Consider the following 21,997-nt stretch of genomic DNA (forward strand, 5'->3'; position numbering starts at 1 on the left):
ATAAGGGGGATAACTGAAACGAGTATTTCTGGGAATCTTTACAAAAAATAGCATTTCTTTTTACTAGCGAGTCGAATATGATGTAAGTTTTCTTTGCTGAATATAACACTAATGGTATACTTAAATGGTAAGAAAATTTTGAAAGAGGTGTGTTTCATGTCTTGGGAACAAGTTTATGAACAATGGATTGATTCAGATAAATTAGATGAAAAAATGCGCAAAGAATTACAAGATTTAGAGGAAGATCCAGAACGTAAAAAAGATGCATTTTATAAACAGCTAGAATTTGGAACAGCAGGTATGCGAGGCGTTTTAGGACCTGGTGTCAATCGGATGAATGTTTTTACCATTCGTCAAGCAACAGAAGGATTGGCTCGTTTTATGGATACACAAGATCCCGAGACAAAACGTCGTGGTGTAGCGATTGCCTATGATTCACGCCACATGTCACCAGAATTTGCTATGGAAGCAGCAAAAACATTAGCTAAGCATGATATCCCATCATTTGTATTTGAAAGCTTGCGGCCAACACCGGAATTATCTTTTGCCGTTCGTTTTGAAAATGCCTTCACGGGGATCATGATCACGGCATCTCATAACCCGGCAGAGTACAATGGCTACAAAGTTTATGGGGAAGATGGGGGCCAAATGCCGCCAGAAGATGCAGATGCATTGACTCGTTTTGTACGAGATGTGGAGAATCCGTTAGAAATTGAAGTATTATCTGATGACGAAATCAAAGACAGCGAATTGATCACGATCATCGGCGAAGAGGTCGATACGGAATATTTGAAAGAAATCAAATCTGTAACGATCAATCAAGAGCTGATCAACGAAATGGGTAAAGAACTGAAGCTGGTTTACACGCCATTACACGGCACTGGGAAAATGCTGGGGGAAAAAGCTTTAGCGCAAGCTGGCTTTGAAAAATTTGTGCTGGTACCGGAACAAGCTGTTGCAGATCCAGATTTTTCAACAGTAAAATCACCAAATCCTGAAGAGCATTCCGCGTTTGAATATGCGATAAAATTGGGGGAACAAGAAGGCGCAGACCTGTTGATCGCAACAGATCCTGATGCCGATCGTCTTGGCGCTGCTGTTCGTCTTCCAGATGGACGTTATGAAGTCTTAACGGGCAATCAGATCGGTGCGATCATGATTCGTTACATTTTAGAAGCGCACAAACAAGCAGGGACATTACCTGAAAATGCTGTCGTTTTGAAATCAATCGTTTCGAGTGAATTAGCAACGACTATCGCAGATTCTTATAAAGTAAAAATGATCGATGTTTTGACTGGATTCAAGTTTATTGCTGAAAAGATCCAACAATACGAAGAAGACCGTTCTCAAACGTTCATGTTTGGCTTTGAGGAAAGCTACGGCTATTTGATTAAATCATTTGTTCGTGACAAGGATGCGATCCAAGCATTGGTATTATTGGCTGAAGTAGCTGCGTATTACAAAAAACAAGGCAAGACATTGTACGATGGGTTGCAGGATATTTTTGAAGAATACGGCTACTATGCAGAAAAAACTATTTCGGTTACACTTAGCGGAGAAAAGGGTGCCGAAGAAATCAAAGCGATCATGGGGAACCTGCGGAGCGAATCACCAAAATCATTTGCAAATACAGAAGTTGTATTAACGGAAGATTTCAAAACATCAAAAGCTGTGAGTGCTGACGGATCAGAGAAATCCATCGATATGCCATCCTCCGATGTGTTGAAATATACCTTGGCAGATGAAACGTGGTTAGCCATCCGACCTTCTGGTACAGAACCAAAAATCAAATTCTATATCGGCGTGAAGGGCGATTCTCATGAGGCTGCTGCAGAAAAAATTGCGACCTATGAGGAAGCAATCCGTAAAATCGCTGAATAAATGAGGGCTATAAATGAAGGAACACGAAGAATTTCAAGCAGTAAGTCAATTTTTTAAAGTTTTGAGTGATCCGACACGGTTAAAAATTTTAATGTTCCTAAAAGAGGGAGAGCGGAATGTGTCATCGATCAGTGAAACATTAGCGATGGAGCAGTCCGCGGTCTCTCATCAATTAAAATTATTGCGTGATAACCGATTAGTCAAAGCGCGTCGTGATGGAAAGGCGATGCTTTATAGTCTAGACGATCAGCATGTCTTAGATGTTCTAGAGCAGACCTTTCGACACGTCTTGCATCAATAAAGAGAGGCTTTTCCAAAATTTTTGGAAAAGCTCTTTTTTTTTACAAAAATTTTGTTATACTGATAGCTAACTATTAGAATACGATGAAATTACTTTTAATACGAATGTAATTTAACGGAGGCGGAATATGGAAAAAGCAGTCAAGGTGGGTTTATTAGGTTTAGGTGTGGTAGGTACCGGTGTCTTAGAGATTTTGGCAGATCATCAAGAGAAAATTGAAAAAAGTATTGGCGGCCCCTTGCTTGTAACGAAAGCCTTGATTCGACCGAATGAGGACAAAAGTGCGTTAGCGGAGAAATATCATTTGGAACTGGTTACCGAATTGGACGCGATTCTGAATGATCCAGAGATCGATATCGTCGTAGAGGTTATGGGGCGTATCGAACCCGCTAAGACATTCATCAAGGAAGCTTTGGTAGCTGGCAAGCATGTGGTGACAGCGAACAAAGACTTGTTGGCTCAGCATGGCAGTGAGCTAGTGGATCTAGCACGTGAGCAGCAACGTAATTTGTACTACGAAGCAAGCGTTGCTGGCGGTATCCCGATCTTGCGGACGATCGCCAACAGTTTAGCGGCGGATGATATTACTGAAGTCCTAGGGATCGTCAACGGCACAACAAACTATATGCTGACGAAGATGGTGCAGGAGCATCGTACGTATGAGGAAACATTGAAGGAAGCACAGGTACTCGGCTTTGCGGAAAGCGATCCAACAAACGATGTCGACGGGATTGATGCGGCATATAAAATGGTTATTTTAAGTAAATTTGCATTTGGTATGTCTATTACGATGGATCAAGTCAAAATCAAAGGAATCCGAGGACTCGCTGCAAAAGATGTTCTGGTGGCGGACCAGCTTGGTTACACTGTTAAATTGATCGGTTCAACCATCAAAAAAGAGGACACGATCTCAGTGGAAGTCGGACCCGTTTTGGTTCCTCATACGCATCCACTCGCTTCTATCCACAATGAAATGAATGCTGTTTTTGTTAAGAGCTCAGGAATCGGTGAGTCCATGTATTATGGACCTGGTGCGGGCTCACGTCCGACAGCAACAAGTATCGTGGCAGATCTGATGACGATCGCTAACAAGATGAAGAAAAATACAGTGGGCCATCGTTTTACAGGGTATACGCAGCCAACTAAATTAACGTCGCCGAGTGAAAATATTAGTAAATACTTTTTATCGCTGGAAATGCCGGACGAACCGGGACAATTCTTGAAACTTGCTGAGATTATGACGCAGACGCAAGTAGGCTTTGAACAAGTTGTTCAGGAAAAAGCGGATGGGGAAAATGCACGTGTTGTCGTGGTCACACATGAGACATCAGAGACAAAGATGAACCAAATCCAAGAAGAAATCAAAGAAAAAACAACATATAAAGTAGTATCGTTGATGAAAGTTATGGGGGAATAAACATGTACGAAGGTCTATTAAAGCAATACAAAGAATATTTGCCAATCACAGATAAAACGCCTCAGATTGCTCTAGCGGAGGGAAATACCCCGCTCATTCCTTTAAAGAATTTATCAGAAGAACTGGGGATTACCTTATATGGAAAATATGAAGGGCTGAATCCTACAGGATCATTTAAAGATCGCGGAATGGTGATGGCAGTTGCCAAAGCGGTAGAGGATGGTGCGAAGGCGATCATCTGTGCATCGACAGGCAACACGAGTGCAGCCGCGGCTGCCTATGCCACACGTGCGGGTATCAAAGCGTATGTCGTAATTCCTGACGGCAAGATCGCGATGGGTAAATTAGCCCAAGCGATTGCTTACGGAGCGGACATCATTTCGATCCCTGGAAATTTCGATGAAGCACTAAAGGCAGTTCGTGATATTGCTGAGACCGAAGCGGTAGCGTTAGTCAATTCAGTAAATCCATACCGCTTAGAAGGACAGAAAACAGCCGCTTTTGAAATCTGTGAACAACTAGAAAAAGCGCCAGATGTATTGGCGATCCCTGTGGGAAATGCTGGAAATATTTCTGCTTACTGGAAAGGGTTCAAAGAGTGGCATGAGAAAAAAGGAACAGCCTTGCCGCGTATGCACGGCTTTGAAGCCGAGGGGGCCGCTGCGATCGTGAGAGGTGAAGTCATTGAAGCGCCGGAGACGGTTGCTACAGCAATCCGAATCGGTAATCCAGCTAGCTGGAAGTTGGCCGAAGCAGCCCGCGACGAATCGAAGGGGCATATTGATTCAGTGACAGATGAGGAAATTTTGAATGCTTATCGCAAAGTTGCAGCACAAGAAGGTGTTTTTGTTGAACCGGGCTCAGCGGCTTCACTGGCAGGTGTGATCCAGCACGTGAAAAATGGACGGATCAAGCCTGGTGAAACGGTAGTGACAGTCTTCACTGGAAACGGCTTGAAAGACCCAGATACAGCAATCAACGAAACAACGATCACGATTAATAAGATGAGTGACTTGGAGGACATGCGCCGACACTTACGTGAAGGAGTGGCTTCTCTATGAAAATCCGCGTCCCAGCCACTAGTGCAAACTTAGGCCCAGGATTTGATTCATGTGGTATCGCGCTCTCCCAATATTTGACGATCGATATCGGTCCAGAAACAAAAAAATGGCAGATCAAGCATCAGTTAGGCAGTGAGATTCCTTCTGATGAACAGAATTTGTTGATCCAAACGGCGTTAGATCTTGCGCCCAACTTGACACCACATCAGATCACGATGACTTCAGACATTCCGATCGCTCGAGGTCTGGGAAGCAGTTCATCCGTCGTTGTAGCGGGAATCGAACTAGCAAATCGACTAGGAAATCTAGGGATGACGCCGCAAAGAAAAGTGACTTACGCGACAAAAATCGAGGGGCATCCAGACAATGTCGCCCCAGCAATATGCGGTGATTTTGTAGTGGCGAGTTATAACAATAATGAAGTGAATTTTGTGAAGCATGCCTTTCCTGATTGCGATGTGATTGCCTTCATTCCAAATCATGAGTTATTGACCTCGGAAAGTCGCGCTGTTTTACCCAAAGAAATGTCTTATCGAGATGCGGTAAAAGCCAGTTCAATCGGGAATGTTATGATCGCAGCAGTTTTGAACGGCAATTTGCCCTTAGCTGGAAAAATGATGGAGCGAGACATTTTGCATGAAAGTCACCGCCAGCATTTAGTTCCTCATTTGAAGAAAATTCGAGAGTTTTGTAAAGTTTATGGCGGGTACGGCAGCTTTTTAAGCGGAGCAGGTCCAACAGTCTTAGTTTTGACACCGCCTGAGAATACAGAAAAACTGGTCACAGCCTTGAAAGCCTTTGACCATGAAGCAATGATCGATGTGCTTTCTGTTGAAAAAGAAGGCGTCCAAATATTTTAATTGCGTTGAAGAGAAGAGTACAAGGAATCGGACTTGACAGAGAGCTTCGGGAATTGAGAAGAAGCAGCAGCGATTCATTGGAAGATGGCCTTGGAGCAATTGTCTTTACCAGACACGGGAATGCCCGTTACAGCAATTCGTAGCAATACGACACAAGATCAGTCTTGAAAGAGACTGGTAAACTAAGGTGGTACCACGGCACTCCCGTCCTTTCAATATGAAAAGACGGGAGTTTTTTGTGAGTTTCACTTCCTGCTTCAGCAGGCTAGTGAAATCATATGCGTATGAGAATCATGCATTTTATTATAATAAATAAATGAAAAAATCAATCGAAAACAGGAGGGAATAATTATGGAATTTGAAACAAAATGTTTACATGCAGGCTATGAACCGGAGAATGGGGAACCTCGGGTGCTCCCAATTGTTCAGAGCACGACCTACGCTTATGAGTCTACGGAAGAGATCGGAAAATTGTTTGATTTGGAAGCAGCCGGCTATTTTTATACTAGGTTGGCGAACCCAACGACAGGTGCAGTGGAAGCAAAAATCGCAGCGCTTGAGGGTGGGGTGGGCGCTTTATGTACATCTTCTGGTCAAGCAGCTACCTTCTATGCGGTATTAAATATCTTAGAGGCAGGCGATCATTTGATTTCTTCCAGCTACATCTATGGCGGGACCTACAACCTATTTGCCCATACATTCAGAAAGATGGGTATCGAAGTAACTTTTATCGATCAAGATGCTTCAAAAGAAGAAATACTGAAGGCGGCGAGACCAAACACTAAAGCTATTTTTGGTGAAACGATCGCGAATCCTGCGGTGAAAGTTTTGGACCAAGAAAAATTTGCGACGATCGCCAAAGAATTAGCTGTTCCCTTTATTATTGATAACACGTTTGCGACGCCATACTTCTGTCGTCCTATCGAATTTGGTGCAAATATCGTTATCCATAGTACAACAAAATATTTGGATGGTCATGCAGTGCAAACAGGTGGCGTGATTGTGGATGGTGGAAATTTTGATTGGAACAACGGAAAATTCCCGCAACTTTCGGAACCAGATGAAACGTACCACGGAATCGTATATACAGAAAAATTTGGAGAAGCTGCTTATATTACGAAAGCGCGTGTTCAACTGATGAGGGATCTAGGGGCGACACCGTCTCCGCAAAATTCATTCCTACTTAATCTTGGCATGGAAACTTTGCCGGTTCGGATGGATCGTCATTATGAGAATGCATTGACGATTGCGAACTTTTTAAACCAGCAGCCGGCGATTAAAAAGGTTTATTATCCCGGATTGGAAAGCGATGAAAATTATGAATTGGCTCAAAAATATGTTCCAAACGGATTATGCGGGGTGATCTCAGTTGAGTTTGCAGATGGGAAAGAAACAGCAGCGAAATGGTTAGATGCGCTAGAATTAGTGTCATTAGAAGTTCACGTAGCAGACATACGAACCTGCGCATTGCATCCTGCAACATCGACACATCGTCAACTGACGGATGAAGAACTGCATCAAGCGGGAATTTCTCCAGGATTGGTTCGTGTATCCTGTGGAATTGAGAATGTAAAGGATATTCTTGCTGACTTGCGCCAAGCTTTTGACAAATTGGAGGGGTAATGTATGCCGATTCGTTTGAAGCCAGATTTTCCAGCAACGTCTGTTTTAGAATCTGAAGATATTTTTGCGATCGATAACTCTCGAGCGGAGCATCAAGACATTCGTCCACTGAAATTAGTGATCTTGAATTTGATGCCGAATAAAATCGATACCGAAATCCATCTGCTGCGATTGATCAGTCAGAGCCCTTTACAGATCGATGTGGACTTTTTAAAGGTAGCAAGCCATGAGCATAAAAATACAAGTAAAAATCATTTAGATAAGTTTTATCTGGAGTTTTCACAGGTGAGAGAGTCTTGCTATGATGGGTTGATCATCACGGGCGCTCCGATTGAACAAATGAGGTTTGAAGAAGTGGATTACTGGTCGGAGCTGGTAGAAATTATGGCATGGAGCCAGACTTCTGTAACGTCGGTCGTGCATATTTGCTGGGGAGCACAAGCCGGTTTGTATTATCATTTCGGAGTGGAAAAGGTTCCCTTTGAGGAGAAGTTGTTTGGAATCTTTAAACAGGACATTGAACACCACTTTCGTTTATTTAGAGGATTTGATGACCGTTTTTGGATGCCGCAATCTCGTTATACGGGAATCAATGAAGAGCAAGTTCGTCAGAAAAAAATCAAGGTAATCGCCAAAGATGAGAACGAACGATCAGCGATTTTGATCTCTGAAGATGAGCATGACATTTTCCTAATGGGGCATTTCGAGTACGCAACGGATACCTTGGAAAAGGAATACTTACGGGATCATGAACGTGGATTGGACACGGCCAAGCCTGCAAATTATTATGAGAACGGGAAAATTTACAATTATTGGCGGGCTCACGCACAGTTGTTTTATCACAACTGGCTAAATGACGTCTATCAAATAACTCCGTATCGCTTAGAGCGTATTCGTGAATTACAAGAAGAAAGAAAGCTGAGATCGTAAAGATCTCAGCTTTCTTCTTCCATAAAGTAATAACTATGGTCTTCTAAATCTAAGGCACTCATGATCATAGCAGCGGTCTCTTCGATAGAGAGTGTCGCAACATTGATGATTTCACAGCCCAATTTGTGATAAAGCTCATTGGCAAATTTGAGTTCCGCTTGAATTTTTTCACGATCGGAGTAGGCTGTTTCAGGATTCAATCCATAGGCACGCATGCGTTCTTTACGGATACCGATCAGCACTTCTGGATCATTTGTCAATCCGACGATTTTTTTCGGATCAATTTCAAAGAGTTGTTTTGGAATATGCGCTTGCGGTATCAACGGCAAGTTGGCGACCTTTAAGTTTTTATTTGCTAAATATAAACTTAATGGCGTTTTTGAAGTTCTGGATACGCCAAGCAGCACAACATCTGCTTCTAAAAATCCGCGGGGGTCTTTTCCGTCGTCATATTTGACTGCAAATTCCATCGCTTTGATCCGTTTGAAGTAATTTTCATTTAAATGGTGCAAGGCACCTCGTTCGCCCGTCGGTTCAAGATGTGCTCGTCGACCGATCTCACTGACGACAGGATTCAACAGGTCCATTGTAAACAGGTCTTTGTCTTCACAAAATTCCTTTGCGATTTTTGCTAATTTTGGATCGATCAATGTATAAATGATCATACCGTTTTCGGCTTTTGCATCATTTAAAGCTTTCATCAATAATTCTTCCGTGTGAACAAAGGTACGACGGAAGAGACAAAATTCTACGGTAGGGTATTGTGCCATCGAGGCTTGGGCAAGCTTAGATGCAGTCTCCCCAGCAGAATCGGAGATGATGAAAATAGTGACTAACTCATTTTGTTTTTCGCTATTCATAAAAATAATCTCCCTTGCAATCAAGAATAATTTATTATACCATATTGTTTATTCGGAATCATTACACTTTGAAACGAGGGATACCATGACACAGACGACTTTATTAGAAAAGGCCTTGTCGAAGGTAAAAGAAAATGGCTTTAAATACACAAAAAAACGTGAAACATTACTCGATTATTTAATCAAATCCAATCGCTATGTTGCTGCTCGTGAAGTCTATGATTATTTAAACGATCAATTTCCAGGATTGAGCTATGATACCGTCTATCGTAATTTGAGAGAATTTTGTGAAATCGGCCTGATCGAGGATACTGAATTACAGGGTGAAATGAAGTTCCGATTCAGTTGCAGTGAAAATTTTGAGCACCATCATCATTTTATATGTACCGTTTGCGGAATGACGAAAGAGATCCACATGTGCCCAATGAACTTTTTTAAAGAACAACTGGATGGCTGTGAAATTGAAGGACATCGCTTTGAGCTATACGGCCGATGTGAAAAATGCCAAAAAGTTAATGAATAAATTAAGAATTAAAATTCTTCAGTGCCTTGACTCAAAATAGCCCATTGGATATAATAACTTATGGACGGTCTTGTTGTTTGGAAGTACATTTCAATAACAAAAACGGTTACATTTCAAGCCCGGAGGGAGGGAATTTATATGTCAAAAACAGTGGTTCGTAAAAATGAATCTCTTGACGATGCTCTTCGTCGCTTCAAACGTTCCGTTTCAAAAGCAGGGACTCTACAAGAATCTCGCAAACGTGAATTTTATGAAAAACCAAGCGTGAAACGTAAGAAAAAATCAGAAGCAGCTAGAAAACGTAAGAAATTCTAGTCTGTGAACGGAGTGATTCTATTGTCACTACTTACTACCTTGAATGAAGACATGAAGCAAGCGATGCGAGCAAAAGACAAAGAGACTTTGCAAGTGATCCGGATGCTTAAAGCTTCGATTCAAAATGAGCAGATCAAAAAAGGTCAGGATTTGAACGATGAAGAAGAACTGACAGTTTTATCTCGTGAGATGAAACAGCGTCGAGACTCTTTAGCCGAGTTTGAAAAAGCTGATCGCACCGATTTGGCCGATAAAGTCAAAAAGGAAATCGTAATTGTTGAAAACTATTTGCCGGCTCAGCTTTCTGAAGAGGAGATCCGTGCAATCGTTACAGAAGCAGTTGCAAAAACAGGAGCGACTTCACCAAAGGAATTTGGTAAAGTGATGGGCGCAGTGATGCCGAAAGTCAAAGGTAAAGCCGATGGCAATCAAGTCAATGCAATCGTTAAAGAGCTTCTAAATAAGTAAGCAATAATGAAAGCCGAGAGAAGAATCTCTCGGCTTTTTTTTGCCAGTTTTTCTTCCCGCTTTAGCGGGTTAGAAAAATGAATTCATACAGAATGAGCTAGCTGCCCGTAATGCTTCTAAAGTTTACAGAAATTGGGCAACATGAATGGATATTGGTAGGTGTAGAAAAAGGCATGTAAAGGGAGAAATCTTGGCTAGGCTCTTGAAAAATGGAAGTCATCTATTATAATAGGGGAACTCTAATCAAGAAAGAAATTCGGTCAATCCCTCTCATTATTCATAAGTGACGGGATTTAGCTGGAAAATGACTCATTTTTTTAGTAAGCTCACTTGTTTATTAGGTTGTTTTTAACTAAAGTTTAGACAATTTTTCTTTTATTTAGAGTGTGGTATTATAAGAAGGAATGATTTACGAAGGGATGAACGCTTGTTGAATAGCAACGATTTTGAGTCGTTAGAAATAAAGCTTGATGGGAAAGATGATATCAGTATGCTTTTAGGTACCCATGATAAGCACATAAAATTTTTAGAAGACAATACAGAAACGACGATCAATACTCGCGGTGAAATGATCCAGATTATTGGACCAAAGGATGAAACCAAGCTGGTGGGTGATGTGATCCGTACATTGCAATTGCTGATTGATCGCGGCATCAAGGTGGCTACGCCTGACGTCATGACCGCATTGCGTCTCGCACGCGAAGATCACTTGGATGAATTTATTATGATGTATGAAGAAGAATTGCTGAAGGATCGTAATGGGAAGCCTATTCGCCCTAAAAATATTGGGCAGAGCCGCTATATTGCAGCCGTACGAAAATCAGATGTAGTATTTGGTGTTGGCCCAGCCGGAACTGGGAAAACGTATCTGGCGATCGTGATGGCTATTGCTGCGTTGAAAAAGGGAGAAGTCCAACGCATTATTTTGACGCGTCCAGCAGTAGAAGCAGGAGAAAGTCTGGGCTTCTTGCCAGGCGATTTAAAGGAAAAGGTAGACCCGTATTTGCGTCCGATGTACGATGCGCTGCATCAAATTTTTGGTGTAGAGCATACCAACCGTCTATTAGAGCGGGGCGTCATCGAGATTGCGCCTTTGGCTTATATGCGTGGACGTACATTAGATGATGCGTTCGTTATTCTAGATGAGGCGCAAAATACGACGATCTCACAAATGAAGATGTTTTTGACGCGTCTTGGGTTTAATTCTAAGATGATCGTCAATGGGGATACTTCTCAGGTGGACCTTCCGAGAGGCCAAGTCAGTGGTCTGATCCATGCGGAAAGAACGTTAAAGGGAATCAAAAAAATTCGCTTCGTAAACTTTGAAACGGGGGATGTTGTAAGACACCCGGTTGTTGCAGAGATCATCGAAGCCTATGAACAAGAGAACCTACGACACCAAGAAAAGTAGTCAGGAGGGAATTGAATGTTAAATCAACCAATCAATAACTTGCTGAAAAAGTTAGGTTCAAAATTTATACCGATCATTTTAGTGATCTTTTCAACGATATTGGTCTTGACGATGCTTACTAGCGTGCTTCAAAAGAGCGTGGACTACAAAGAAGGTCAAGTTGCTACGGAGAGTATTCGGGCCAACAAAACGATTGAAAACAAAGCGGAGACGGATCAGAAACGTCAGCTTGCTGCCGAGGCGGTGACGCCTGAGTACACGTATCAATCGGATCTTGCTCAGACGCAGCATGACCGTATCAGCCAATTGATCGGGATTATTCAAAAGGCAAATAACGAGTTAGATAAAAATTATCAAACCAAAGTTTCTCAGGCAAAGGACGGCGAAAAGGTCCCTCAGCCTACTGTTGATGAACGTGTAGCGGCAGTGAAGAAAAATTTTGAAGGGTTAGACCCTGATACTGTATCCTTTTACCAAGAGCTTCCCGAAGACTTTTACCAAGCGGTCGTACAATTGGGTACGAGTGATTTGAACAAGGTCGGAACGGAAAGCTTGAAGCTGTTAGATGAACAAATGATGAAGCGGATTCGCCAGAGCGACCTTGCTGAATACAAACAGCAAGCGATCGATAAGATCCAAGCGTTAAATCTGACGGATGAAGCAAACCAAGCGATGCGCTATTTATTGGAAGAAGGCATCGTCATCAATGACTCTTTGAACCAGAAGCGAACAGACGAGCTTAAGGAACAAGCCAGTGAATCCGTTCAGCCAGTCATGATCTTCCAAGGTGAGGTAATCGTTCGTGAAGGCAGTCAAATCGACGCAAATGCTATTAACAAGTTGAAGCTGCTAGGCTTGACGAGTTCAAGCACCTCGGTTTTCCCGTTGATCGCAATGATTTTAGCTGCTGTTTTACAAGGAGTGCTTCTATGGTTTTACAGTCGTCAGTTTGAAGTGGAGTTTCAACGTGTGCGCTTCATTTTATTCTATAGTGCGACAATGACCATTGGTGTCATTATTATGAAGATCTTGCAATCCTTCCAAGGGAGCACGTCGAATAATCTGGCGCTGTTTTTCCCAGCAGCCTTCATGCCGTTGATCTTGACCGTCTTTGTCAATCGACGGGCGGGCGCTTTGGCCGCAGTTTTTCAAACGGTTTTTGCGTTGTTTATTTATTACAAAGCCATCGGCACCAATATGCTTCCTGTCATTTTGATGACGTATCTCTTTTCTGGAACATTGGCTGTAATGGTGAAACAAAAACGGCTGTCTGACCAAGTAAAACAAGCGATGCTGTGGATCGTGGCCTTCCCGATTGTTTGGTCGATCATATTGAGTATTTATCAAGGGATGTCCTTTATGGACAGTCAGACATGGGGCCTGTTGCTGGGGGCATTCGCTGCTAGCATGCTGTCCTTTATCATGGGCATGGGACTTCAACCGTATATAGAAATTCTAGTGACAGACAGTGGTGTGATCACGCTGAATGAGTTAAGCAACCCGAACCATCCGTTGCTGAAGCAATTGTTGGAGGAAGCGCCGGGGACGTACCATCACTCAATGATGGTCGCCAATCTTAGTGCCAATGCGGTAGCAGAGATCGGCGGACGTTCACTGCTGACACGAGTGGCTTGTTATTATCACGATATCGGTAAGATCCGTCATGCGAATTTCTTCGTTGAAAATCTTCCGACGGGGGCTGAAAATCCCCACAACTTCCTGTTACCGGAAGACAGTAAGCAAATCATCTTCGGTCATGTGATCGAAGGCGCGAAAATTTTGAAAAAATACAAAATGCCGCAAATGGTCATTGATATTTGTTACCAGCATCACGGAACGACGTTGATGAAATTCTTCTACTTTAAAGCAAAAGAGCGGAATCCTGAAACAACCGAAGCGGAATTTCGTTATCCAGGACCGAAGCCTCAAACGCGTGAAGCGGGAGTGGTAAACATTGCCGACAGTTGTGAAGCAGCAGTCAGAGCAATGGACCATCCTTCGATTGATAAGATTACGGATTTTGTCCATAATTTAATCGAAGAACGGATCAGCGACGGGCAACTGGATGATTCTGGGTTGACGTTGAAAGAGATTCGAATCGTTGAGAAATCATTGATCAGCGGATTGAGCTCCACGTTCCATTCACGGATCAAGTATCCAAGAATGCAATCAGAAGCTGAAAAGATGAAAGAAGAGCAAGAGAAAAAAGGGGCAGAGTAATGGATATTACTTTTATTGATGAAACAGAGCAGGTCTCTGAAGAAAAAATACAAGAAATCGATGGTGTACTGCAATTTGCGGCAGATTATTTAAAACTACCGGAAGATACAGAAATGTCTGTGACGTTTATGGACAACGCGGCGATCCAAGTCATCAATCGCGACTATCGCGGCAAAGATGCACCGACCGATGTCATTAGTTTTGCACTGGAAGAAGAAGGGGAAAACGAGGTTCCGATCATCATGGATGAAGAAAATCCGATGCCGCGGAACCTGGGCGACATCATGATCTCTACAGAACGTGCGCGAGAACAAGCAGAAGATTACGGGCACAGTTTTGATCGTGAATTAGGATTTTTAGCCGTACACGGTTTTTTACATATCAATGGGTACGACCACATGACTCCTGAGGATGAAAAAGAGATGTTTGGTCTACAGAAAGAGATATTAGATGCCTATGGACTTAAAAGATAAACCCGAAAAAAACAAACATTTTGTTACCTCTTTGGAATTTGCGATTCAGGGGATCAAGACCGTCTTCCAGGAAGAACGTAATATGCGGGCCCATGTCGTTTTTGGGCTGATGGCGATTCTCGTAGCCTTTTTATTAGGGGTCTCCGTGTTGGAGTGGCTCTGGATATTTTTGGCGGTCTTCTTAGTTTGGATCGTTGAGATCATCAACACGGTATTTGAGAATGTGGTGGATATGGTGACCGATTGCCACTTCCATCCAATCGGAAAAAAGATCAAGGACATGGCCGCAGGCGCAGTGTTGGTGACGTCACTATTTGCGATCATCGTTGGTGTGATCATCTTTTTACCAAAAATCATTGAGCTTTTCTTTAAGTAAACTGTACTTAAGGTTCAGAAAGGAACATTTACATGTCAGAACATAAATCAGGCTTTGTGGCAATCGTTGGCCGTCCGAATGTGGGCAAATCAACATTGCTGAATCGCATCGTCGGACAAAAAATCGCCATTATGAGTGATAAAGCGCAAACGACAAGAAATAAGATCCAAGGGGTATACACGATACCTGAAGCACAAATCGTATTCATCGATACACCCGGCATCCATAAGCCTAAGCATCGTTTAGGAGATTACATGGTGGAGATGGCTTACAGTGCACTAAGAGAAGTGGATGCGATCATGTTTATGGTCAGTGCTGAACAAAAGCGCGGCCGTGGGGACGACTTTATTTTGGAGCGCTTGAGCAAACAACAAGTGCCTGTTTACTTAGTGATCAATAAGATCGATACGATCCATCCAGATGAGTTGTTAGCGATCATTGATGATTATCGTACGATCATGGAATTCAAAGAGATCATTCCAATCTCCGCAACGGAAGGAAACAATGTGGAGCATCTGCTAGAGGTCTTGGTAGATCAAATGGACGAAGGACCACAATACTTCCCTGATGATCAAATCACTGACCATCCAGAATACTTCATTGTATCCGAACTGATCCGTGAAAAGGTCTTGAGTTTGACACGAGACGAGGTACCGCATTCTGTCGCGGTCGTTACAGAGTCGATGAAACGTGACGAGAACGATAAGGTTCATATTCAAGCGACGATCATCGTGGAACGGACGAGTCAAAAAGGGATCATTATCGGAAAAGGCGGCAAAATGTTGAAAAACATCGGGACGCAAGCCCGCAAAGATATTGAAACACTCTTGGCTGATAAAGTGTATTTAGAGTTATGGGTCAAAGTTCAAAAAGATTGGCGCGATAAACAAACGTATCTGCAAGATTACGGGTATCGCAAAGACGATTATTAATGGATCGGAGCTTCACGAATTTTTCGTGGAGCTTTTCTCATGAAATTGGAGGGACATCTATGGCACAAATCGGCGAGACGAAGGGGATCATCCTATTCAGTCGTGATTACAAGGAAAAGGACAAGCTGATCAAGATTTTTACTGAATCTGCTGGGAAGGTGATGTTCTTTGCCAAAGGCATTCATCGGGCGAATAATCCGTTGCAGACGGCTGTTCAACCCTTCACCGAGGCTGTCTTTATCGGGAATTTAAAAACAGATGGACTGTCCTTTCTCAACAGTGCAAAGGAGATCCATCCGTTGCGGAAGCTGCAGGAGGACATCTTTCTAAATGCCTATGGGTCCTATATTTTAGGGTTAGCGGATGCGGCGATCGAAGACCATGTCTATGATCCAGCGCTTTATGGCTTTACAAGAGAAGCGTTGCAGCGAATGAATGATGGTGAAGACGGCGAGACGATCATGAACATCTATGAAATACAGATCATGCAGCGCTTTGGAGTCTCATTGAACTGGCAGGCTTGCGGAGTCTGCGGCAAAAAAACGGGCGCCTTTGATTTTTCATCGAAGTATAACGGGATCTTGTGTCAGGAGCATTGGGATCTAGATTCTCATCGCTACCATGCAGATCCGAGAGCAATTTATTTTCTTCGAATGTTCAATAGTATCACCTACGAAACGATCAATACGATCAGTCTAAAACCGGAAACAAAAAAAGCGATTCGGCAAACGCTGGATCAATTGTATGAAGAATATATCGGATTGCATTTAAAAAGTAAAAAATTCATTGATCAAATGAGTGAGTGGCAAGATGTTTTAAAGCCAAAAGAGGAAGAATAAGCTGCTGTACCAAATCGGTGCGGCAGCTTATTTTTTTGTCTTCAATCGTTTGCAAATAGCAAACCAAGAAAGGCTGCCAAAAAAGGATAAGAAACAATAGAGAAAAAGCATTTCCCCCGTTAAGTGATTCTGATAGAGGATAGCCGAGGCGAATGTCCCAGTGATCAAAAAGTAAAAGAAATAAACGAGTAACCTTGCTCTATTCGTCCAATCCGTCTTTTTCTCAATGAGATAGGAAAAGGGTAAGAAAAAAAGAACGACGGCAATCGAAAAGGCACGTTTCGCTGACCAGCCGTGTAGAAATAAGTCGCGGAACGAGTCAAATAGAAGTGCTGCAACAAATACCCCTAGAAATAATAAAAGGTTTTGGTCTTTTCTTTGTTTTACATGTCGCTGTGGCATTAGACATTCTCCTGTCTAGTTCTTTTGGATGACAGAGTAGCTGTGAGCAGCCAAGATAAGCTGCCGATAAAAAGTGCCAGGATCGCAAGTAAGAAGACCGACGTGTGATCAACGAGACTTTTCTCAAAAATACTTTGAAGGATCAATGTAATGAAGGAAAGGAGAAAGCAAATAAGGAATTGTCCATTTTTCTTTTTCGTAAAGTTTGAAGCGAGAAGGCCAATAGAGTAGAACCAAATCAAACTAAAAATATAGCTGAGATTGGAAAGGAGAGGCGCACCTCTGAAAAAATTTACGATTCCTTGCACGGCAGACAACGTAACGATCAGTAGCAGGATAGACAACTTCGGATTTTCTGCAATAAATAACTCAAATCTATGATGTACTCTTTTCAATGATGCAAACATAATGATCCCTCCTAACGTATTGCTAAAAGTATAGCAGAAATACTGGGCCTTTCGGATAGAAATTCTGAGAATCGGCTATTGAAAAAAGAATTCTTTTTTTGTGTGATTTTCCTAAAAGTAGAAAGCTTCACAGGTTTCCATTGCAATTTTATGATAAAGTGATTAATATGGTTAAAAAAAACTAATCTAAATCCAATCAAATCAAGGAGTGATAGTGTGGAAGAATTATGGGAAGTCCTGAGACCAGAAGAACAAATCGAATTAGAGTTAAGAAAGTTGTATACTCAGCATCATTTTCATCCCTATCACTTAAATAATTTCGAAGAGTATAGCAACTATCAGCAAAGCTATAACTTTTTACGAAATTCTTCCATTATAACGTTTACGGGAAATGACGGGCGAACCATGGCTCTGAAACCCGATGTGACGCTTTCGATCGCGAAAAATACACCCGCGGGAGAGGCACGGAAAGTTTATTATGTCGAGGATGTCTATCGCCACGACCGCCAGGCGGGGGAATACCAAAAAATTTATCAGATCGGTTTAGAGATCATTGATGAGATTACTTGGGAAGACCAATTGGAAGTACTGAAGCTGGCTTGGGAAAGCTTGGCTCAGGTGGGGGAAGGCACGCTGGATCTTTCTCATATGGGGATCTTGAATGGCATCTGCGAACGCTTCCCAGAAGAGGACCGTCCGAAAGTGCTGGATTGTTTACGGGACAAGAGTTCTCACGGAATGGATACCTTAACGAAAAAAGCTGGCTTGTCTGATGAAGAATCGGAGCATTTGGCGAAGCTGGTGCGTTTGTCGGGAGATTTTGAAACGAAATATCAGCGAGCAAAAGTATTATTGGCAGATTATCCGCAAGCACAAGCGGGATTAGAAGAATTGAAGCAATTGTACAGGGCTTTACAGGAGGAAAACCTCTCCAACAAGATTCGTCTGCGGCTTGATTTTTCTATCATGAACGATGCCGACTACTATAGCGGCTTGCTGTTTCAAGGCTTTATCAAGGAAGCACGGGAGACTATTTTATACGGCGGCCGTTATGACCGCTTGATGAGTCGGCAGGGCAAGGATCAAGGGGCGATCGGCTTTGGGATGAAGCTGAATCATGTGGGGCAGAAACTGCCGGATGACACGCAGGACTCGGATTATTTAAATATTGCCTTACCGAAAGGGCGGATGGGCGATGCCGTTTATGACCTGTTCACCAAAGCAGGAGTGGCTTCAGAGGGTGTCTTTGAAGAGAATCGTAAATTGATTTTTTGCGACGAGAAGAATAAACTGCGCTTCTTCTTGGTAAAGCCTAGTGACGTTGCTATTTACGTAGAGCATGGAGCCGCGGATATCGGGGTTGTTGGCAAGGACATTTTACTGGAAAGCAAAGCCGAAGTCATCGAATTTCTCGATCTGCACATGGGGGAATGCCGGTTGGCGGTTGCCGCGCATAATGATTTTGAGGAAGATTTTTCTCGACCGTTACGTGTTTCAACGAAGTATCCTCAGATTACTCGGGAATACTACGAAGGACTGGGACGTTCGGTGGAACTGATCCACTTGCACGGCTCTATCGAGTTGGCGCCGTTGCTGGGACTATCTGATGTGATCGTGGACATTGTCGAGACAGGAACCACTCTGAAAGAAAATGACCTAAAAGTGATTCAGGATATTGCGCCGTCTTCGGCACGCATGATCATCAACCATGCGACGTGGCGCTTCAAACAGGAACGCATCCAGCGAGTGATCGAGAAGGTGAGGGAGCAGCTATGAGAGTTTATTCGACGGAAAAGGATCAATTAACGGCTATTTTGTCGCGAAGCTATTCTGAGACAGCAGATGTTTCAGCGGTAGTGACGAAAATTATTGAACGTGTGCAAAAAGACGGCGATCAGGCACTGTATCAGCTCATCGAAGAAATCGATCAGGTGACATTGTCGTCGCTAGCTGTCACGGAGGCTGAGATCGAGGCGGCCAAGTTGGCGGTTTCGACAGAATTGCTAGAAGTGATGACGCAGGCGAAAGAGAATATTTTGGCGTTCCATAAGAAGCAGGTTCGTCAGGGGTTTGTTTCGACGGAACCAAACGGCGTGGTGATGGGGCAGCGAATCAGTCCGTTGGCTCGTGTCGGTGTGTATGTGCCTGGTGGAACAGCAGCCTATCCTAGTACGGTGTTGATGGATGTACTGCCGGCAAAAATAGCCGGAGTCAAAAAAATCGTCATGATCACGCCCACAGACCATGAGGGCAATGTCCCTGCTGCTATTTTGGCGGCGGCTTCTATCGCCGGCGTGGACGATGTGTACAAGGTTGGCGGCGCGCATGGCGTAGCGGCGCTTGCTTATGGAACAGAAACGATTTCCAAAGTCGATAAAATCGTCGGACCGGGAAATATTTACGTAGCGACTGCTAAAAAGATGGTGTACGGGGAAGTCGATATCGACATGATCGCCGGCCCAAGTGACGTATTGATCGTTGCGGATCATACAGCGAATCCGCGTTGGGTCGCAGCAGATCTTTTAGCTCAGGCGGAGCACGATAAATTGGCTCAAGCGATTCTGGTGACAACGGAAGAAGCCTTGATTGACGATGTCCAGGCAGAAATCGCTCAGCAATTGGCGACGCTGCCGAGAAGAGCGATCGCGGAAGCGGCCATTGAAACCAACGGGAAGATCATCTTGGTGAAGGATCTGGCTGAAGGACTGTCGATCGCGAATCAAATCGCACCGGAGCATCTCGAGTTAGCGGTGGCAGAGCCCTTTGCGCTGTTAGGAAAAGTAGAAAATGCCGGGAGCGTCTTTTTAGGGCACCATACGCCAGAGGTTTTAGGGGATTATTTTGCTGGTCCGAACCACACGTTGCCGACAGAAGGAACGGCGCGTTTTTACTCGCCATTGTCTGTCGATGACTTTGTAAAGAAGAGCAGCTATTTGTATTACACAGAAGAGGCGATGCGAGAAGCGGCTCACGCGGTGGAATTATTTGCGGAGACGGAAGAGTTGATGGGGCACGCGCGGTCGATGAAAGTACGAAGAGGTGAAGAGGCATGACATTTTTGAACCAAAAATTTCAGGAGCTGGTTCCTTATACGCCAGGTGAACAGGTGGATGAGGAAAGCTTCATCAAATTGAATACGAATGAAAGTCCGTATCCGCCTGCGCCTAGTGTTCAAGCAGCAGTTGCCGAAGCTTCTCAAACATTGAATCGGTATTCCGATATCGCGGTAGAAGCGGTAGCCAAGCCATTGGCGGAATATTTAGGTGTGGAGCAGAATCAGCTTTTTCTAGGAAATGGTAGCGATGAGGTCCTTTCGTATCTTTTCCAAGGCTTTACTGAAAAAGGCATCGCTTTCCCTGATGTGACCTACGGATTTTATCAAGTGTACAGCGGCTTGTATCATGTGGATGCGACTGTTGTTCCTTTGAAGGAGGATTTTTCACTTGAGTTGACAGATTATGATGCGTTGTCAGGAACCGTGATTTTTGCGAATCCGAATGCACCAACGGGAATATATCTGTCACAAACAGAGATCTGCGCTTTTATCGAAAAGCATCCTGAACGTTTGGTCATCGTGGATGAAGCTTATATCGATTTTAGCGGCGAGTCTATGGTGTCTTTGATCAATCGCTATGAAAATTTATTGGTCGTGGGCACCTTCTCCAAATCACGTCAGTTGGCTGGCGCGCGCTTAGGCTTTGGTGTCGGAAATGCGGCGCTGATCGCAGATATGAACCGCCTGCGTTTCAGCTTGAATCCTTACAATATCAATAGCCTGACCCAAGCAGCCGGTGGCGCTGTCTTGCAAGAGCAGGCCTATGTAGATGAAAAGATCCAAGAAACGATCCGAGTAAGAGAATGGTGCAAGCAGGAATTGACGGCCCTTGGCTTTGAACAAACAGACAGTCAGGGAAACTTTCTCTTTGCGAGGCATCCAAAAATGGCTGGGGAAGTACTCTTCCAAGCCTTGAGAGAACGAAAAATTTTAGTCCGTTGGTTCAATCAGCCGCGGACGAAAGAATATTTGCGGATCACTGTGGGAACGCAAGAACAAATGGAACAATTGGCAGCGGCTTTGAGAAGCATATTAGAAGAGGTGAAGGCATGAGACAAGCAGAAGTAACGCGCAATACATCGGAAACGAAGATTCAATTGACCTTAGCAGTAGACGGCACTGGGCAGCAAACCATCAAAACGGGTGTCGGTTTTTTGGATCATATGCTGGAATTATTTGTACGCCATGGACGCTTTGATCTTGATCTGGTCTGTGACGGTGATATTGAAGTGGATGCACACCATACGACAGAGGATGTAGCCATCGCGATCGGTCGGGCATTTTCCGATAGCTTGGGGGAACGTCGCGGGATCAAACGCTACGGCAGTATGTTGTTGCCGATGGACGAATCCTTAGTCATGGCAGCGATCGATATCAGCGGACGCGGGATGGCGGTCGTCGAGCTGGACATTCCTAGTGAAAAGATCGGTCAGCAGTTTGACACTGAATTGGTCGAAGAATTCTTCATCGCTTTTGCTCGGGAGATCGGCGCAACCATCCATTTGCATCAAATCGCCGGTAAGAACAGCCACCACATCGTGGAAGCCTGCTTCAAGGGCTTTGGGCGGGCACTGGGTGAAGCGGTGGCGATCAACCAAGCCGCACCGGATGAGATCCCATCGACAAAAGGGACGATAAATTAA

23 protein-coding genes are annotated in these 21,997 nt (G+C 43.7%); 20 read left to right on the forward strand and 3 right to left on the reverse strand.

Going from position 1 to position 21,997, the window contains the following annotated elements; genetic code table 11:
• Positions 1 to 156: 156 nt before the first annotated feature.
• From A5868_RS04170 to A5868_RS04200, 7 genes are all read left to right on the forward strand, one after another.
• On the forward strand, positions 157 to 1,881 hold the full coding sequence (locus A5868_RS04170; protein ID WP_086305535.1) for a phospho-sugar mutase: 1,725 nt from the start codon (positions 157 to 159) through the stop codon (positions 1,879 to 1,881).
• Positions 1,882 to 1,894: 13 nt separating this feature from the next.
• Positions 1,895 to 2,182 (forward strand): ArsR/SmtB family transcription factor, encoded by a 288-nt coding sequence (locus tag A5868_RS04175; RefSeq protein WP_010781521.1) that lies wholly within the window; start codon positions 1,895 to 1,897, stop codon positions 2,180 to 2,182.
• A 127-nt stretch (positions 2,183 to 2,309) separates the two neighbouring features.
• Positions 2,310 to 3,599 (forward strand): homoserine dehydrogenase, encoded by a 1,290-nt coding sequence (locus A5868_RS04180; protein ID WP_086305536.1) that lies wholly within the window; start codon positions 2,310 to 2,312, stop codon positions 3,597 to 3,599.
• A gap of 2 nt (positions 3,600 to 3,601) precedes the next feature.
• Positions 3,602 to 4,660: a threonine synthase gene (gene thrC / locus A5868_RS04185; protein ID WP_010781519.1), complete on the forward strand. Its 1,059-nt coding sequence runs from the start codon at positions 3,602 to 3,604 to the stop codon at positions 4,658 to 4,660.
• Entirely contained in the window at positions 4,657 to 5,520 is an 864-nt protein-coding gene (gene thrB / locus A5868_RS04190; RefSeq protein ID WP_086305537.1) for a homoserine kinase, read from the forward strand. The genes thrC and thrB overlap by 4 nt, the downstream gene beginning before the upstream one ends.
• A gap of 351 nt (positions 5,521 to 5,871) precedes the next feature.
• Positions 5,872 to 7,143: an O-acetylhomoserine aminocarboxypropyltransferase/cysteine synthase family protein gene (locus tag A5868_RS04195; RefSeq protein ID WP_086305538.1), complete on the forward strand. Its 1,272-nt coding sequence runs from the start codon at positions 5,872 to 5,874 to the stop codon at positions 7,141 to 7,143.
• A gap of 3 nt (positions 7,144 to 7,146) precedes the next feature.
• Positions 7,147 to 8,073, forward strand: a complete 927-nt coding sequence (locus tag A5868_RS04200) for a homoserine O-succinyltransferase (protein WP_010781516.1) — start codon at positions 7,147 to 7,149, stop codon at positions 8,071 to 8,073.
• A 5-nt stretch (positions 8,074 to 8,078) separates the two neighbouring features.
• On the opposite strand, the gene A5868_RS04205 is transcribed toward A5868_RS04200, so the two are convergent.
• Positions 8,079 to 8,933, reverse strand: coding sequence for a pyruvate, water dikinase regulatory protein (locus A5868_RS04205; protein WP_010781515.1), 855 nt, complete (start codon positions 8,931 to 8,933; stop codon positions 8,079 to 8,081).
• Positions 8,934 to 9,018: 85 nt separating this feature from the next.
• On the opposite strand from A5868_RS04205, the gene A5868_RS04210 reads away from it, so the two are divergent.
• From A5868_RS04210 to recO, 9 genes are all read left to right on the forward strand, one after another.
• Positions 9,019 to 9,456: a Fur family transcriptional regulator gene (locus A5868_RS04210; RefSeq protein WP_010781514.1), complete on the forward strand. Its 438-nt coding sequence runs from the start codon at positions 9,019 to 9,021 to the stop codon at positions 9,454 to 9,456.
• Between the two features lie 138 nt (positions 9,457 to 9,594).
• A complete protein-coding gene (gene rpsU / locus A5868_RS04215) occupies positions 9,595 to 9,771 on the forward strand; it encodes a 30S ribosomal protein S21 (RefSeq protein WP_002356740.1) in 177 nt (58 codons plus the stop codon).
• 21 nt (positions 9,772 to 9,792) lie between these two features.
• Positions 9,793 to 10,239, forward strand: a complete 447-nt coding sequence (locus A5868_RS04220; protein WP_010781513.1) for a GatB/YqeY domain-containing protein — start codon at positions 9,793 to 9,795, stop codon at positions 10,237 to 10,239.
• A 490-nt stretch (positions 10,240 to 10,729) separates the two neighbouring features.
• On the forward strand, positions 10,730 to 11,650 hold the full coding sequence (locus A5868_RS04225; RefSeq protein WP_044926416.1) for a PhoH family protein: 921 nt from the start codon (positions 10,730 to 10,732) through the stop codon (positions 11,648 to 11,650).
• A gap of 15 nt (positions 11,651 to 11,665) precedes the next feature.
• A complete protein-coding gene (locus tag A5868_RS04230; protein ID WP_010781511.1) occupies positions 11,666 to 13,870 on the forward strand; it encodes an HD family phosphohydrolase in 2,205 nt (734 codons plus the stop codon).
• Positions 13,870 to 14,343 carry an rRNA maturation RNase YbeY gene (gene ybeY, locus A5868_RS04235; RefSeq protein WP_010781510.1) on the forward strand — a complete coding sequence of 158 codons (474 nt, stop codon included), beginning with the start codon at positions 13,870 to 13,872 and terminating at the stop codon, positions 14,341 to 14,343. Before A5868_RS04230 ends, ybeY begins: the two co-directional genes overlap by 1 nt.
• Positions 14,321 to 14,719: a diacylglycerol kinase family protein gene (locus tag A5868_RS04240; protein WP_010781509.1), complete on the forward strand. Its 399-nt coding sequence runs from the start codon at positions 14,321 to 14,323 to the stop codon at positions 14,717 to 14,719. The genes ybeY and A5868_RS04240 overlap by 23 nt, the downstream gene beginning before the upstream one ends.
• A gap of 32 nt (positions 14,720 to 14,751) precedes the next feature.
• Complete coding sequence (era, locus tag A5868_RS04245) at positions 14,752 to 15,651, forward strand: GTPase Era (protein WP_086305539.1); 900 nt, start codon at positions 14,752 to 14,754, stop codon at positions 15,649 to 15,651.
• Between the two features lie 59 nt (positions 15,652 to 15,710).
• Entirely contained in the window at positions 15,711 to 16,490 is a 780-nt protein-coding gene (gene recO / locus A5868_RS04250; protein WP_086305540.1) for a DNA repair protein RecO, read from the forward strand.
• 27 nt (positions 16,491 to 16,517) lie between these two features.
• Here recO and A5868_RS04255 read toward each other — a convergent pair whose 3' ends face one another.
• Positions 16,518 to 16,892: a hypothetical protein gene (locus tag A5868_RS04255; RefSeq protein ID WP_086305541.1), complete on the reverse strand. Its 375-nt coding sequence runs from the start codon at positions 16,890 to 16,892 to the stop codon at positions 16,518 to 16,520.
• Positions 16,892 to 17,299, reverse strand: coding sequence for a hypothetical protein (locus A5868_RS04260; protein ID WP_086305542.1), 408 nt, complete (start codon positions 17,297 to 17,299; stop codon positions 16,892 to 16,894). The genes A5868_RS04255 and A5868_RS04260 overlap by 1 nt, the downstream gene beginning before the upstream one ends.
• Positions 17,300 to 17,515: 216 nt before the next feature.
• Between A5868_RS04260 and hisG the strand changes: the two genes are divergently transcribed.
• Genes hisG through hisB form a run of 4 tightly spaced genes read left to right on the forward strand, consistent with a single transcriptional unit; the run spans position 17,516 to position 21,997 of the window.
• Complete coding sequence (gene hisG, locus A5868_RS04265; RefSeq protein ID WP_086305543.1) at positions 17,516 to 19,075, forward strand: ATP phosphoribosyltransferase; 1,560 nt, start codon at positions 17,516 to 17,518, stop codon at positions 19,073 to 19,075.
• Positions 19,072 to 20,352, forward strand: coding sequence for a histidinol dehydrogenase (gene hisD / locus A5868_RS04270; RefSeq protein WP_086305544.1), 1,281 nt, complete (start codon positions 19,072 to 19,074; stop codon positions 20,350 to 20,352). The genes hisG and hisD overlap by 4 nt, the downstream gene beginning before the upstream one ends.
• On the forward strand, positions 20,349 to 21,407 hold the full coding sequence (hisC, locus tag A5868_RS04275) for a histidinol-phosphate transaminase (protein ID WP_086305545.1): 1,059 nt from the start codon (positions 20,349 to 20,351) through the stop codon (positions 21,405 to 21,407). The genes hisD and hisC overlap by 4 nt, the downstream gene beginning before the upstream one ends.
• Positions 21,404 to 21,997, forward strand: coding sequence for an imidazoleglycerol-phosphate dehydratase HisB (gene hisB / locus A5868_RS04280; protein WP_086305546.1), 594 nt, complete (start codon positions 21,404 to 21,406; stop codon positions 21,995 to 21,997). The genes hisC and hisB overlap by 4 nt, the downstream gene beginning before the upstream one ends.

It is taken from the genome of Enterococcus sp. 12F9_DIV0723 (assembly GCF_002174375.1).
In the GTDB taxonomy this organism is placed as follows: Bacteria; Bacillota; Bacilli; order Lactobacillales; family Enterococcaceae; genus Enterococcus_A; species Enterococcus_A gilvus.